The organism is Paucibacter sp. XJ19-41 (genome assembly GCF_028462495.1).
GTDB lineage: Bacteria > Pseudomonadota > Gammaproteobacteria > Burkholderiales > Burkholderiaceae_C > Roseateles_E.
Genome location: NZ_JAQOWX010000021.1, coordinates 16,113 through 30,612 on the forward strand (window position 1 = coordinate 16,113; position 14,500 = coordinate 30,612).

Annotated in this window: 14 protein-coding genes and 3 tRNA genes; 16 read left to right on the plus strand and 1 reads right to left on the minus strand. The window is 67.1% G+C overall.

Annotation, left to right across the window (positions count from 1 at the left end):
* Nucleotides 1-14: 14 nt before the first annotated feature.
* Nucleotides 15-524 (minus strand): DUF1993 domain-containing protein, encoded by a 510-nt coding sequence (locus tag PO768_RS07730; protein WP_272645587.1) that lies wholly within the window; start codon nucleotides 522-524, stop codon nucleotides 15-17.
* Between the two features lie 71 nt (nucleotides 525-595).
* Between PO768_RS07730 and ybiB the strand changes: the two genes are divergently transcribed.
* The 16 genes from ybiB to PO768_RS07810 all read left to right on the plus strand — a co-directional run bounded on the left by ybiB (nucleotide 596) and on the right by PO768_RS07810 (nucleotide 14,483).
* On the plus strand, nucleotides 596-1,549 hold the full coding sequence (gene ybiB / locus PO768_RS07735) for a DNA-binding protein YbiB (RefSeq protein WP_272645588.1): 954 nt from the start codon (nucleotides 596-598) through the stop codon (nucleotides 1,547-1,549).
* A 76-nt stretch (nucleotides 1,550-1,625) separates the two neighbouring features.
* Complete coding sequence (locus PO768_RS07740) at nucleotides 1,626-2,396, plus strand: sulfite exporter TauE/SafE family protein (RefSeq protein ID WP_137940931.1); 771 nt, start codon at nucleotides 1,626-1,628, stop codon at nucleotides 2,394-2,396.
* Nucleotides 2,397-2,403: 7 nt separating this feature from the next.
* A complete protein-coding gene (locus tag PO768_RS07745; RefSeq protein WP_272645589.1) occupies nucleotides 2,404-4,101 on the plus strand; it encodes a nitrite/sulfite reductase in 1,698 nt (565 codons plus the stop codon).
* An 11-nt stretch (nucleotides 4,102-4,112) separates the two neighbouring features.
* Nucleotides 4,113-4,610, plus strand: a complete 498-nt coding sequence (locus PO768_RS07750; RefSeq protein WP_137940933.1) for a DUF934 domain-containing protein — start codon at nucleotides 4,113-4,115, stop codon at nucleotides 4,608-4,610.
* 2 nt (nucleotides 4,611-4,612) lie between these two features.
* Nucleotides 4,613-5,392: a phosphoadenylyl-sulfate reductase gene (locus tag PO768_RS07755; RefSeq protein ID WP_272645590.1), complete on the plus strand. Its 780-nt coding sequence runs from the start codon at nucleotides 4,613-4,615 to the stop codon at nucleotides 5,390-5,392.
* The gene (gene cysD / locus PO768_RS07760) at nucleotides 5,389-6,348 is read left to right on the plus strand and encodes a sulfate adenylyltransferase subunit CysD (protein WP_272645591.1); all 960 of its coding nucleotides are present in this window, start codon (nucleotides 5,389-5,391) and stop codon (nucleotides 6,346-6,348) included. The genes PO768_RS07755 and cysD overlap by 4 nt, the downstream gene beginning before the upstream one ends.
* Nucleotides 6,349-6,350: 2 nt before the next feature.
* A complete protein-coding gene (locus PO768_RS07765; protein ID WP_272645592.1) occupies nucleotides 6,351-7,649 on the plus strand; it encodes a sulfate adenylyltransferase subunit 1 in 1,299 nt (432 codons plus the stop codon).
* Between the two features lie 2 nt (nucleotides 7,650-7,651).
* Nucleotides 7,652-8,416, plus strand: a complete 765-nt coding sequence (gene cobA, locus PO768_RS07770) for a uroporphyrinogen-III C-methyltransferase (protein ID WP_272645593.1) — start codon at nucleotides 7,652-7,654, stop codon at nucleotides 8,414-8,416.
* Between the two features lie 72 nt (nucleotides 8,417-8,488).
* Nucleotides 8,489-8,812 (plus strand): ferredoxin FdxA, encoded by a 324-nt coding sequence (gene fdxA, locus PO768_RS07775; RefSeq protein ID WP_137940938.1) that lies wholly within the window; start codon nucleotides 8,489-8,491, stop codon nucleotides 8,810-8,812.
* Nucleotides 8,809-9,912: an NAD(P)/FAD-dependent oxidoreductase gene (locus PO768_RS07780; protein ID WP_442953200.1), complete on the plus strand. Its 1,104-nt coding sequence runs from the start codon at nucleotides 8,809-8,811 to the stop codon at nucleotides 9,910-9,912. The genes fdxA and PO768_RS07780 overlap by 4 nt, the downstream gene beginning before the upstream one ends.
* Nucleotides 9,913-10,180: 268 nt before the next feature.
* Nucleotides 10,181-12,316, plus strand: a complete 2,136-nt coding sequence (locus PO768_RS07785) for a TonB-dependent siderophore receptor (RefSeq protein ID WP_272645595.1) — start codon at nucleotides 10,181-10,183, stop codon at nucleotides 12,314-12,316.
* A gap of 36 nt (nucleotides 12,317-12,352) precedes the next feature.
* Nucleotides 12,353-12,428 (plus strand) — tRNA-Asn (locus PO768_RS07790).
* A gap of 65 nt (nucleotides 12,429-12,493) precedes the next feature.
* Nucleotides 12,494-12,569 (plus strand) — tRNA-Asn (locus PO768_RS07795).
* Nucleotides 12,570-12,634: 65 nt separating this feature from the next.
* Nucleotides 12,635-12,710, plus strand: a tRNA-Asn gene (locus PO768_RS07800).
* Between the two features lie 62 nt (nucleotides 12,711-12,772).
* Nucleotides 12,773-13,165 (plus strand): glutaredoxin family protein, encoded by a 393-nt coding sequence (locus PO768_RS07805; protein ID WP_272645596.1) that lies wholly within the window; start codon nucleotides 12,773-12,775, stop codon nucleotides 13,163-13,165.
* Nucleotides 13,166-13,181: 16 nt separating this feature from the next.
* On the plus strand, nucleotides 13,182-14,483 hold the full coding sequence (locus PO768_RS07810) for a leucine-rich repeat-containing protein kinase family protein (RefSeq protein ID WP_272645597.1): 1,302 nt from the start codon (nucleotides 13,182-13,184) through the stop codon (nucleotides 14,481-14,483).
* Nucleotides 14,484-14,500 lie beyond the last annotated feature (17 nt).

Consider the following 14,500-nt stretch of genomic DNA (forward strand, 5'->3'; position numbering starts at 1 on the left):
TGTAAGGACGCGGCTCAGTACGCGCCCATATAGTCTTTCTTGCCGACCTCGACCCCGTTGTGGCGCAGGATGTCGTAGGCCGTCGTGACGTGGAAGAAGAACTGCGGAAGGCCGTAGTGCAGCAGATAGTGCTGGCCCGTGAAGCGGCGCTCCTTGGGCGTGCCCGGGCGCAGCACGATCTCGCGGCCGGCCGCCTCGGCGAACTGACCCGGCGACACGCCGCCGATGAAGTCCTGGGTCTTGGCGATGCGGGCCTGCAGCTCGGCAAAGCTCTGCTCGCTGGCCTCGTAGCTGGGCACCTCGACGCCGGCCAGGCGCGCGCAGACACCGGCCGCGAAATCACAGGCAATCTGCACCTGGCGGGTCAGCGCGAACATATCGGGGAACAGGCGCGCCTGCAGCAGGGCTGCGGGCTCGATGGTGCGTGCTGCGGCATGGGCCTCGGCCTTGGCAAGGACATCGGCCAGGCCGCCCAGCATTTGCTTGAAGACTGGGGCGGAAGCTTGGTAGATCAGGGCGGACATGGCGTGGACTCACTCAATGACAAAGTCGCGATCATAGGAGGCTCCGCGAGGCGGCCCTCTAAACTGTGGCCATGTCATTGCCTCTGCCACTTGCCCCCATCATCAAGGAAATCGGCCGCGGCGCGCGCGGCGCGCGCGACCTCGACGAGGCCCAGGCCGAGGCGCTGTTCGGCGCCATCCTCGATGGCCAGGTGCCCGAGATGGAGCTCGGCGCCATCCTGATCGCGATGCGCATCAAGGGCGAAAGCCAAGCCGAGCTTGCCGGCTTTGTGCGGGCGATGCAGGCACGCACGGACTGCGTCGAGGTGCCGGCCGGGCCGCGCTGCGTGCTGCTGCCGACCTTCAACGGCGCGCGCAAGCAGGCCAATCTGATGCCCTTGGTGGCCCTGCTGCTGGCGCGCGAGGGCGTGCCGGTGCTGATCTTCGGCCGCCATGACTTCGACAGCCGCGAGAGTCCGTTCGCGCTGCTGGACGCGCTGGGCCTGCCACGGGCTAGCAGCCTCGCCGAGGCCAATACCCAGCTGAGCGAGCGCCGTCTGGCCTGCCTGCCACTGGCCACGCTGAACCCCGGGCTCGACGCGCTAATGGCGCTGCGCCCGCGCCTGGGCCTGCGTAACAGCGGCCACAGCGTGGCCAAGCTGCTGGATGCCGCGCCGGGCCGCAGCGTGCGGGTCGTCGCGGTGACCCACCCCGAGTATCTGGACAGCATGGGCCAGGCCCTGCTGCCGCTGAGCCTTGGGGATGGCCGGGCCCTGCTGATGCGGGCCAGCGAGGGCGAGGCCTATGCCCATCTGCGCCGGCGTGCCCAGCTCTACGGCTTTGCCGAGGGCCGACGCTTCGATCTGCACCCGGCCGACACCGCGGACATCGACTGGCCCTTGTCGCCCGACTGCGAGGCGGCCGCCAATGCCGCACGGGTCCAGGCCATGCTGGACGGCCGCGCGCCGCTGCCGCCGCGCATTGCCGAGCAGGTGCAGGCTCTGAGCCGGCTTTCCACATCCGCTCATATGCTTATTCACGAATAAGCAATCTACGAATTTGTAGTTCCTATATATATAAAGCTTCCATACAGTCCGCCACCTAGACTGCCTGGGAGCGGATTTGTTCGACTGGATAGCAATTGCGAGCGGTTTTGGCGTCGGCGTCATCGTCGGGATCACCGGCGTCGGCGGCGGCTCGCTGATGACGCCGCTGCTGCTCTCGGTCTTCAAGCTGAACCCGGCCGTGGCCATAGGCACCGATCTGTGGTTTGCCGGGCTGACCAAGGTCAGCGGTTCGGTGGCCCATGCGCGCCACGGCCATGTCAAATGGGGCATCACCGCGCTGCTGCTGGCCGGCTCGATCCCGGCCTCCATCGCCACCGTCGCGCTGATGCACAGCACCGGCGTCACCAAGGGCTGGGCCGAGGCGCTGACCTTCTCGCTGGGCATCGCGCTGCTGCTGACCGCCGTGGTCGTGGCCTTCAAGAAGTCCTGGCAGGCCCTGGGCCTGCGGCTGGAGCGTGTCATCCCCGCGTCGCGCAAGCCGGCGCTGACCGTGATCTCGGGCGTGATCCTGGGCGTGCTGGTCTCGCTGTCCTCGATCGGCGCCGGCGCCATCGGCGCGACCCTGATCCTGCTGATCTACCCGCGCCTGGAGGCGCGCTACATCGTCGGCAGCGATATCGCGCACGCCGTCCCCCTCACCCTCGTGGCCGGCATCGGCCACGCCACCCTGGGTCATGTCAACTGGGCGCTGCTGGTGCCGCTGTTGATAGGCTCGATGCCCGGCATCTGGCTGGGCGCCCAGCTGACCCGCCGCCTGCCCGACGGTGTCGTGCGCACGCTCTTGTGCGGCTCGCTCCTGATGGCGGGCTGGAAAGTCATTCACTGATCTCGCTATGTACGCCTACACCGACTTCGACCGCCAGTTCGTCCGCGCCCGCGCCGCGCAGTTCCGCGACCAGCTGGAGCGCAACCTCGCCGGCAGCCTGTCCGACGACGAGTTCCGCCCGCTGCGCCTGCAGAACGGCTGGTATGTGCAGCGCCATGCGCCGATGCTGCGCGTGGCCGTGCCTTACGGCGTGCTGTCCGCCAAGCAGCTGCGCCAGCTGGCCCATATCGCGCGCACGCATGACCGCGGCTACGGCCATTTCACGACGCGCCAGAACCTGCAGTACAACTGGATCCCGCTGGTCCAGTCGGCCGATGTGATGGACCTGCTGGCCGATGTCGACATGCACGGCATCCAGACCAGCGGCAACTGCATCCGCAATATCACCAGCGACGGCATGGCCGGCGTCGCGGCCGACGAGATCGTCGACCCGCGGCCTTACGCCGAGGTGCTGCGCCAGTGGAGCACCCTGCATCCCGAGTTCGCCTTCCTGCCGCGCAAGTTCAAGATCGCGATCTCGGGCGCTCTGGAAGACCGCGCCGCGATCGCCTGGCACGACATCGGCCTGCAGCTGAAGAAGAACGAGGCCGGCGAGGTCGGCTTCCAGGTGCTGGTCGGCGGTGGCATGGGCCGCACGCCCATCATCGGCCAGGTCATCAACGAGTTCCTGCCCTGGCAGCAGATCCTGGTCTATATCGAGGCCATCGTGCGGGTCTACAACCGCTACGGGCGCCGCGACAATATGTACAAGGCCCGCATCAAGATCCTGGTCAAGGCCGAGGGTCAGACCTTCTTTGATGCGGTCAACAAGGAGTTCCAGGAGATCCTGGCGCTGGACGAGGGCGGCCGCGAGCACATCATTCCGCAGTCCGAGCTGGACCGTGTCGCAGCCAGCTTCGTCGTGCCGGCCGGCGTCGCCGCCGCGCCCGCCCTCGACATCTTCCAGGGTGTGCCGGCCAAGAGCGCCTACCAGCGCTGGCTGGAGCGCAATGTCCACGCCCACAAGCTCGCCGGCTATCGCGGCGTGACCCTGTCGCTGAAGCGCCTGGGCATCCCGCCGGGCGACGCGACCGATGCGCAGATGGAGGCCGCGGCCGACCTGGCCGACCGGTTCAGCCACGGCGAGCTGCGCGTGACCCATGACCAGAACCTGCTGCTGCCCTGGGTGCTCGAAAGCGAGCTGCCGGCGCTGTTCGAGGCCGCCAAGGCCAATGGCTTCGCGACGCCCAATATCGGCCTGCTGACCGACATGATCGCCTGCCCCGGCGGCGATTTCTGCGCGCTGGCCAATGCCCGCTCCATCCCGGTGGCCGAGGCCATCACCGAGCGCTTCCAGGATCTGGACGAGCTCTACGACATCGGCGACATCGACCTGCACATCAGCGGTTGCATCAACAGCTGCGGCCACCACCACAGCGGCCATATCGGCATCCTCGGCGTCGACAAGGACGGCAGCGAGTGGTATCAGATCACCCTGGCCGGCTCCGACGGTTCGACCATCTCCGGCAACGCCCAGGTGGGCAAGGTGATCGGCCCTTCCTTCGCGGCCGACGAGGTGCCCGATGTGATCGAGTCCGTCGTGCAGACCTATCGCGCGCAGCGCCAGGCCGGCGAGCGCTTCATCGACACGGTGCGCCGTGTCGGCATCGAGCCCTTCAAGGCCCCTGCCAACGCCCAGCGCACGCTGACCGCCGCCGCTCACTGAGAACGATGACCATGAAGTTTGTTGACCACCACCCCCAGGAGCCCTGGCACCGCGTTGTCGGCGAGGACGGCCCCAAGCCCGATCCCGATCCGGCGCCCCATCTGCTGCTGACGCTGGAGCAATGGCATGCCGTGCGCGATCACTGGCCGGCCGGCCTGCCGACCGCCGTCGAAGTGCCCAATGACCATGCGATCGAGGACCTGGCCGGCGATCTGCCGCGCCTGGCGATGATCGTCTTGAAGTTCCCGAAGTGGGTGGACGGCCGCGCCTACAGCCAGGCCCATCTGCTGCGCTCGCGCTACCGCTACGCCGGCGAAGTGCGCGCCTGCGGCGAGGTGCTGGTCGATATGCTGCCGCTGCTGGCACGCACCGGTTTTGATGCGGTGCAGCTGCGTGCCGGCGAGAGCGTCGAGGCGGCCAAGCGCGCGCTGAGCTTCTTCCCGGCCCACTACCAAGGCGCCCTGCAAGAAGGCCAGGCCGTCACCAAGCCGGCCTTCGCCAGGACCTGATCATGAGCGGCGAAGTCTCTTCCCTGTTCCCGGCGGCCAGTGCCTCGGCCATTGCCCTCTATGCCCGCGAGACGGCCGGCTTCGAGGAACGCCTGGTCAGGACGGTCGCATTGCTGAAGCAGGCCCATGCCGACTACGGCGACGGCCTGATCCAGTCGACCAGCCTGGGCGCCGAGGACATGGTGATCACCGACCTGATCGCCCGCCATGCGCTGCCGATCTGCATCGCAACGCTGAACACCGGCCAGCTGCACGACGAGACCCTGGCGCTGATCCCGGCCATCGAGGATCGCTACGCACTGAAGGTCGAGGTCTTCAGCCCGGTGCAGGAGGCGGTGATCCACTTCGTCAAGAGCAATGGCGAGCGCGCGATGTACGAGAGCCTGGCCCTGCGAAAGGCCTGCTGCGGCATCCGCAAGCTGGAGCCGCTGGGCCGCATGCTGGCCGGCCGCACAGCCTGGATCACCGGCCTGCGCCGCGAGCAGAGCAGCAACCGCGCCGAGGTGCCGTTCTCAGAACCCGATGGTCAGGGCCGGACCAAGCTGAACCTGCTGGCCGAATGGAGCTGGGCGGACGTGTGGCACTACATCGCCCAGAACAACGTGCCATTCAACGCCCTGCATGACCAGTTCATGCCCAGCATCGGCTGTGCGCCCTGCACCCGTGCGATCTCGGTGGGAGAGGACTTCCGCTCGGGTCGCTGGTGGTGGGAGGATGAGAACGCCAAAGAGTGCGGCTTGCACAAAGCCCACAGCAAACTGAAATCAGGAGCCCAGGCATGAATGCCCCGATCACTCTGCAACAGCTGGCCGCCACGGTGGACCAGCGCCACCTCGACCATTTGGAAGAAGAAGCCATTTTCATCCTGCGCGAGGTGGCGGCCGCCTTCGAGCGCCCCGCCCTGCTGTTCTCGGGCGGCAAGGACTCCTGCGTCGTGCTGCGCCTGGCCGAGAAGGCCTTCAAGCAACGCGTGGCAGGCAACGAGTTCAAGGGCAAGCTGCCTTTCCCGCTGGTCCATGTGGACACCGGCCACAACTTCCCCGAGGTGATTGAGTTCCGCGACCGCCGCGCTGCCGAGATGGGCGAGCGCCTGATCGTCGCGCACATGGACGAGTCGATCAAAAAAGGCACAGTGCGCCTGGCTCATCCGCTGGAATCGCGCAACGGCCACCAGACCGTGACCCTGCTGGAAGCGATCGAGGAGCACCGCTTCGATGTGCTGATCGGTGGCGCCCGCCGCGACGAGGAAAAGGCCCGCGCCAAGGAACGCATCTTCAGCCACCGCGATTCCTTCGGCCAATGGCAGCCCAAGGAACAGCGCCCCGAGCTGTGGAGTCTGTTCAACACCCGCATCCGTCCGGGCGAGCATTTCCGCGCCTTCCCGATCAGCAACTGGACCGAGCTGGATGTGTGGCTCTACCTGGCGCGCGAGAACATCCCGCTGCCCAGCCTCTACTACGCGCACCCGCGCCAGGTGATCCGCCGCAAGGGCCTGCTGGTGCCGCTGACCGAGGTCACGCCACCCGAGGCTGGCGAGCGGGTCGAGACCGCCACCGTGCGCTTTCGCACCGTCGGCGACATGACCTGCACCTGCCCGGTCGAGAGCGACGCCGCCAGCGCTACCGACATCGTCGCCGAAACGCTGACCGTCACGGTCAGCGAGCGCGGTGCGACCCGCATGGACGACCGCACATCCGAGGCCTCGATGGAGCGCCGCAAGAAGGAAGGGTATTTCTGATCATGAGCGCATTACTGAACACCCTCGTCCACGACGCTGAGGTCGATACCCATCACCGCGCGTTGCGCTTCCTGACCGCCGGCAGCGTTGATGATGGCAAGAGCACCTTGATCGGCCGCCTGCTGTTCGACAGCCGCGCCATCCTGGCCGACCAGCTCGACACCTTGGAAAAACGCGCCGCCGGCCAACCGATCGATTTGAGCTTGTTGACCGACGGCCTGGAAGCCGAGCGCGAGCAAGGCATCACGATCGATGTGGCCTACCGCTATTTCGCGACCAAGACGCGCAAGTTCATCATTGCCGACGCGCCCGGTCATGAGCAGTACACCCGCAATATGGTCACGGCCGCCGCCGGCTCGGACGCCGCCGTCGTGCTGGTCGACATCACCAAGCTCGATGTGAGTCAGGACCAGGTGCAGCTGCTACCCCAGACCCGCCGCCACAGCCTCTTGGCCCATCTGCTGCGCGTGCCAAGCATCGTGTTCGCGATCAACAAGATCGATGCGGCCGAAGATCCGGGCGCCGCGTTCGCCGCCGTCAGCAAGGCCTTGCGGGCTTTTGCCGCCCAGGCCGGCATCGAAGTCACCGCCATCGTGCCGGTCTCGGCGCTGCGCGGCGACAACGTGACCCAGCCGCTGGACGCCGCCTGGTATGACGGCCCCTCGCTCTTGCAGGTGCTCGAGGGCCTGCCGGCCGCGCAAGAGAAGGTCGAGGGCCAGCTCCTGATCCCCGTCCAGTACGTAGCCAAGGAGGGCGAGGGCACCGGGCACCAGCCGCGCACCCTGTGGGGCCGCATCGCCCACGGCCAGGTCAAAGCTGGCGACACCGTGCAGATCCTGCCCAGCGGCGAGACGGCGGTCGTGGCGGAGGTGCGCCGCGCCGGCGAGACCGTGGCCCACAGCGTGGCCGGCGAGTCGGCCGGCGTCGTGCTGGACCGTCAGTTGGACGTCAGCCGCGGCGACTGGATCGTCACGCCGGGCTCGGCCAAGCCCGTGCAGAGCTTCGAGGCAACTCTTGCTTGGCTGGACACCGAGCCGGCGCAGATCGGCCGCAAGTACTGGGTGCGCCACGGCAACCGCTGGGTCCAGGCCCGCATCAGCGCGATCGAGCACAAGCTCGACGTCAACAGCCTGGCCGAGACCGAAGCCCATGAGCTGGCGGTCAACGAGATCGGCCATGTGCGCATCGAGGTGCAGCAGGCCCTGCCGGTCGAGCCCTATGCCAGCAACCGCGTCGGCGGCGCGCTGATCGTGGTCGACCCGACGAGCAACCGCACCAGCGGCGCGCTGCTGGTGCGTTGATCATGAGCCACGGCCGCGTCATCTTCGTCAGCGCCGGACCAGGGGCTGCCGACCTGATCACCTTGCGCGGCGCGCGCGCGCTCGCACAGGCCGATGTCGTGCTGTTCGACGCCTTGACCGACCCGGCGCTGCGCGCACTGGCGCCCCAGGCCCGGTGGTTGGACGTCGGCAAGCGCGGCTTTACCAACAGCACGGCGCAGACGGCGATCAACGCGCTGCTGGTCAAGCAGGCGCGCAGCCATGCGGTGGTCGTGCGTTTGAAGGGCGGCGACGCCAGCATCTTCGGTCGGCTGGAGGAAGAGCTGCAGGCCCTGGCCGAGGCGGGCATTGCGAGCGAAGTCGTGCCCGGTGTCACCGCCGCCCTCGCCGCCGCCGCCCATACCCAGCGCCCGCTGACCCGGCGCGGCCAGGGCCGCAGCGTCAGCCTGACGACCGCGATGACGCAGGAGGGCGATCTGCGCGCGCTCCGCTCGGCCGACACCGAGGTCTTCTATATGGCCGGGCGCCAGCTCGCCGCGCTGTCGCGCAAACTGGTCGAGGCCGGCTGGCCGGCCGACACGCCGACCAGCGTGGTCTCGCGGGCCGGCTGCGTCGACGCGCTGGCCAGCGAGCACCCGGTGTCAGGTCTTGCGGCCGCCGCCTTGCTGCACAAGGGCCGGCCGACCGTCGTCACCGTGGGCGCCGGCGCCCGGGTGGTGGTGAAAACCTTGCCCAAAGCCCCTGAGCTTGAGCGGCCACAAAGCCGGGCCAAGACCCTCAGTGATTAAAATCCGCCTCTTGCCACCGCCGGGCCGTCCAGGCCCGACCGGCACCAGGCCCTCAAAAACCCGAGTTTTCCCATGACACACGTCGTTACCGAAGCCTGCATCCGCTGCAAATACACCGATTGCGTGGATGTCTGCCCCGTCGATTGCTTCCGCGAAGGCCCGAACTTCCTGACCATCGACCCCGATGAGTGCATCGACTGCGCCGTGTGCATCCCGGAGTGCCCGGTCAATGCCATCCTGCCGGAGGAAGATGTGCCGGGCAATCAGCAGCACATGATCAAGATCAACGCCGATCTGGCCAAGAACTGGCCCAGCATCACCAAGCGCAAGCCGGCCCTGCCCGATGCCGATGACTGGAAAGATCGCACGGACAAGCTGTCCGAGCTGATCCGCTGAACCCGTTGAGCCCGCACGCCGCCGTGACGACAGCGCTGCCCGTGATCGAAACCGATGCCGTCATCGTCGGTGCTGGCCCGGTGGGCCTGTTTCAGGTCTTCGAGCTGGGCTTGCTGGAGATCAAGGCCCACATCATCGACTCGTTGGCCTACCCCGGCGGCCAGTGCATCGAGCTCTATCCCGACAAGCCCATCTATGACATCCCGGCCGTGCCGGTGTGCACCGGCAAGGAGCTGACGGACAGCCTGCTCAGGCAAATCGAACCTTTCGGTGCGAGCTTCCATCTGGGCCAGGAAGTCACGATGGTGCAGAAGCAGGAAGACGGCCGCTTCTTCGTCGCGACCGCCAAGGGCACGCAGTTCCTGAGCAAGACCCTCTTCATCGCCGGCGGCGTCGGCAGCTTCCAGCCGCGCACCTTGAAGGTCGAGGGCGCCGAGGCCTTCGAGGGCTCGCAGCTGCATTACCGCGTGCGCGGCCCGGAGCAGTTTGCCGGCAAGAACCTGCTCGTGGTCGGCGGCGGTGATTCGGCGCTGGACTGGGCGCTGAACTTCTGCGCCGGCAACGCCGACGGCAACCCGCACAAGGCCGAGAGCGTGATCCTCTTGCACCGGCGCGACGGCTTCAAGGCTGCGCCGGCCAGCGTGGCCAAGATGCGCGCGCTGTGCGAGGCGCAGGAGATGCAGTTCCTGGTCGGCCAGGTGAGCGGCCTTGTCGAGGAAGGCGGCGCGCTGACCGGCGCCCGGGTCACCGGCGCCGACGGCGTCACCCGCATCGTGCCCTGCGACCAGGTACTGGCCTTCTTCGGCCTGAGCCCCAAGCTCGGCCCGATCGCCGAATGGGGCCTGGCGCTGGAGCGCAAGCAGATCGTCGTTGACACCGAGAAGTTCGAGACCAGCGTGCCGGGCATCTTCGCGGTCGGCGATGTCAACACCTACCCGGGCAAGAAGAAGCTGATCCTGTCGGGCTTCCACGAGGCCGCGCTGGCCGCCTTCGGCGCTGCGCCCTATGTCTTCCCCGACAAGCGCATCCATCTGCAGTACACGACCACCAGCCCGAAGCTGCACAAGGTGCTGGGGGTCGAATCCCCCGTGTTCGACTGAGAACGCGGCGCCGCTACAATCCGGCCACGCTTCACGGCTTTGCTGTGGAGCTCTTCGCTAGGGGTGTCGGCTCATCTGATGAGCCGACTGAGAAAGTCCCTTTGAACCTGTTGATGCGTGCCGCAAGGCGCGCATCAAAGTCTCCTTCGGGAGACTTGAGGTAATCCTCGCGCAGGGAAGCAAGCAAGAGCCGCCGTCGACCACCATTCCTTTCTCCTGCTGACGTGCGCGTTCCTGTGACGCCGACCTGCCATCGCTTGCAGTCCCGATGGCACATCAACACCTGACCCTTCTGGCCGCCGCGCTGCTGTGCAGCACGCTGACCCATGCCCAACACGCCTCCAACGCCCTGCCCGCCGTCTCGGTCAGCGGCCGCTCGGCCGACACACCCGTCAGCGTCGGCGGCTTTGGCGACACGCCCATCGCCAAGCTGCCGATCCAGGCCACCTTGCTGGGCAGCGAGCGCCTGCTGGACCTGGGCCTGAGCTCGCTGGCCGGCATCACGGCGCTGGACGCCAGCATCGGCGACGCCTACAACTCGCAGGGCTATGTCTCTTATCTGAAGATCCGCGGCTTCGATCTCGACAACCGCTTCAACTACCGCCGCGATGGGCTGCCCATCAATGCCGAGACCGCGCTGAGCCTGGCCAACAAGAGCAGCATCGAGGTGCTCAAGGGCAGCTCCGGCATCCAGGCCGGCACCAGCGCGCCGGGCGGGCTGGTGAACCTGGTCGTCAAGCGGCCCACCGCCGCGCCGCTGAGCAGCCTGCTGCTGAGCGTCAGCGAGCGTGGCACGGTCGAGGCCGGTGTCGACCTGAGCCGCCGCTTCGGCGAGGCCCAGGTCTTCGGCCTGCGCCTCAATGCCAGCGCCGCCGAGCTGCGCCCGCAGCTGCGCGACGCCAAGGGCGAGCGCCGGGCTGTTGCGCTTGCCGGCGACTGGCGTCTGGCACCCGACACGCTGCTGGAGGCCGAGTTCGAATGGAACCGCCAGAGCCAGCCCAGCCAGGCGGGCTTCAGCCTGCTCGGCGAGCGCCTGCCCGATGCGAAGTCCATAGATCCACGCATCAATCTGAACAACCAGGCCTGGAGCCAGCCGGTGGTGTTCGACAACCACCATGCGTCGCTGCGGCTGCAGCAGCGCCTGAACGCGGACTGGAAGGCGCAGGCTCATCTGGGGCTGCAGCGGCTCAAAACGGATGACCGGCTGGCCTACCCCTTCGGCTGCAGTGCAGCAGACGGGACGTATTACGCCGACCGCTATTGCCCCAATGGAGACTTCGACCAGTACGACTTCCGCAGCGAGAACGAACGCCGTGACAGTGACGCGCTGGACCTGTCGGTGGCCGGCAATTTCGTCGCGGCCGGCCTGCGTCATGAGCTGAGCACCGGGCTGCTGTTCAGCCGCTTCGAGAGCCACTTCCAGCGCCAGATTTATAGCGGACCAGGAACCGGCAACATCAGCGGCCAATTGCCCGCCAAGGACCTCCCGGCGGGCACCGACGAGAACACCAAGCGCGACGAGCGCAGCCGCGAGTTCTATCTGCGCGACTCGATACAGCTCGGCGCCCAGTGGCAGGCCTGGCTGGGTCTGCGCCACACCCGGCTGACGCGCGACAGCGTGCGCACCGATGGCTCGCGCCCCACCCACTACAGCCAGAGCTTCACCACGCCCTGGCTGGGTCTGAGCTATGCGCTCTCCAGCCAGCACATGGTCTATGCCAGCTGGGGTGAAGGCGTCGAATCCGAAGTCACGCCCAACCGCAGCCGCTACACCAATGCCGGTCAGGCCCTGCCGGCGCTGAAGAGCGAGCAGTTCGAGATCGGTTTCAAGGCCGGCAGCAACACGGTGGATTGGGGCATCAATGTCTTCGACACCCAGCGCCCGGCCTGGCGCGATGTCGGCGCCTGCGATGACAACGACAACAGCTGCACGCGCGTCGCCGATGGAGAAGCCCGCCATCGCGGCGTCGAGGCGCAAGCCGATCTGAAATGGCGCGGCGGCGGTCTGCTGGCCAGCGCGATGAAGCTGCGCGCGCGCCGCCAGGGCAGCGCCGACCCCAGCCTCAACGGCCTGAAGCCCGCCAATGTGGCCGAGCGCTCGCTGAAGCTGCAGGCGCGGCAGAACATCGGCCTGCCCGGTCTGCAGCTGCAAGCCGGCCTGGTGTATGAAGGGGCGCGCGCCGTGCTGCCCGACAACAGCCTCAGCATCCCCAGCTGGACCCGTCTGGATCTGGGGGCGCGCTACGAGCACAGCCTGGGCAATCAGCTGCTGATCTGGCGAGTCGGCGTCGACAACGCCAGCAATCGCCGGGCCTGGAAGGAGTCCCCCTTCCAGTACGGCCATGTGTACTTGTACCCACTCGCGCCCCGCACCTGGCGCGCAAGTTTGGAACTCAGCTTGTAAAGCCTAAAAAATCCGGTCTATAATGCAAGGCTCTGTTCCTCGATAGCTCAGTCGGTAGAGCGCCGGACTGTTAATCCGTAGGTCCCTGGTTCGAGCCCAGGTCGAGGAGCCAGAATTTCAGTGGCAGTGGTACGGATCCGCTGCCGCAAACAAGAAGTAAAAAACATACCGAACAATTCCTCGATAGCTCAGTCGGTAGAGCGCCGGACTGTTAATCCGTAGGTCCCTGGTTCGAGCCCAGGTCGAGGAGCCAGAATTTCAGTGGCAGTGGTACGGATCCGCTGCCGCAAACAAGAAGTAAAAAACATACCGAACAATTCCTCGATAGCTCAGTCGGTAGAGCGCCGGACTGTTAATCCGTAGGTCCCTGGTTCGAGCCCAGGTCGAGGAGCCAAATATTGAAGCCCTGCATGTGAAAGCGTGTGGGGCTTTTTTCTTGCCCAGTCACTCGCCGCCATGAAGCCCCTCATCCGACTCTTCTTCAGAACCCTGCGCACCCTGCTCGGCCCGGTCATGCTGCTCAAGGAGCGTCTGTCCCGTCCGGCGGCCTTGCAGCGCCCCGCCGAGCAACAGGCCGAGGTCGATCGGCAGTGCGACAACCTGGCGCTCTATCAGTTCACGACCTGCCCCTTCTGCATCAAGGTCCGCCAGGAGATGCATCGCCTGGCCCTGCCTATCCAGCGCCTCGACGCCCAGCATGAAGCCCAGCATCGCACCGCCCTGCAGCAAGGCTCGGGGGCAAGCAAGGTGCCCTGCCTGAAGATCACCGACGACGCCAGCGGCAGCGTGCAATGGCTGAGCGAATCGGGCGCCATCATTGCCTATCTGCGCGGGCGCTTTGCGGCATGAGCGGCAGCAGATGAGCATGAACACTCTCGAGCATCTGCGCTCCGGCGCCCTCGCCGGCGCGCGCCGGCTGACGCTGCGCGAGGGCCTCAGCGAATTTCCCCGCGAGATCTTTGAGCTGGCCGAGACGCTGGAGGTGCTCGATCTGTCAGGCAATGAGTTGGCCAGCCTGCCGGACGATCTGCCCCGCCTGCAGCGCCTGCGCATCATCTTCTGCTCGAACAACCGCTTCACCACGCTGCCCGCCGTGCTGGGCCGCTGCGCCCAGCTGGAGATGGTGGGCTTCAAGGCGAACCGGATCCGACAGGTGCCGGCCGAGGCCCTGCCCGAGCGGCTGCGCTGGCTGATCCTGACCGACAACGAAATCGAGGCCCTGCCCGCCGCGATCGGCCGCTGCGGCCGGCTGCAGAAACTGGCGCTGGCCGGCAATCGCCTGCGCGGGCTGCCGGCCGACATGGCTGCCTGCACGCGACTCGAACTCTTGCGCATCTCGGCCAACCGGCTGGCGGCCCTGCCCGACTGGCTGCTGACACTGCCCAGGCTCAGCTGGCTGGCCTATGCGGGCAATCCTTTTTGCGAGGTCCTGGAACAGGCCACCTTGGCGCAGGCACCGCTGGCCACCATAGCCTGGCGCGAGCTGCGCCTGCACGAGCAACTTGGCGAGGGCGCCTCGGGCGTGATCCATCGTGCCGAGCGAGTGGGCTGCGGCACGCCGCTTGCCGTCAAGATCTTCAAGGGCGAGGTCACCAGCGACGGTCTGCCGCGCAGCGAGATGGCGGCGGCGATGCTGGCCGGCGAGCATCCGAATCTGATTCCGCTGCTGGGTCGTATCAGCGGCCATCCGGTCCAGGCCCAGGGCCTGGTGATGCAGCTGATCCCGCCCGAATTCCGCAGCCTGGCCCAACCGCCCAGCCTGGACTCCTGCACCCGCGACATCTACCCGGACGGCAGCCGTTTCGAGCTCGACAGCGCGCTGGCGCTGGCCCGGGGCATCGCCTCGGCGGCGCGCCAGCTGCACCAGCGCGGCGTCAGCCACGGCGATCTGTACGGCCACAACATCCTGCACGACGGCCGGGGTCAGGCCTTGCTGGGCGACTTCGGCGCGGCCTCGCTGTTCGACCCCGACGACATGCCGATGGCCCTCGCCTTGCAAGGACTGGAAGTGCGCGCCTTCGGCTGCCTGCTCGAAGAGTTGCTGGCGCACATCGAGCCGGCGAGCCGATCCCGGCTCGACAAGCTGGAGGCCCTGCGACAGGCCTGCCTGAGCGAGGTGGCGACAGACCGACCACTGTTCGCCGACATCGAGCAGGCACTGCGCTGAGGCTGCCTCACCGTGGC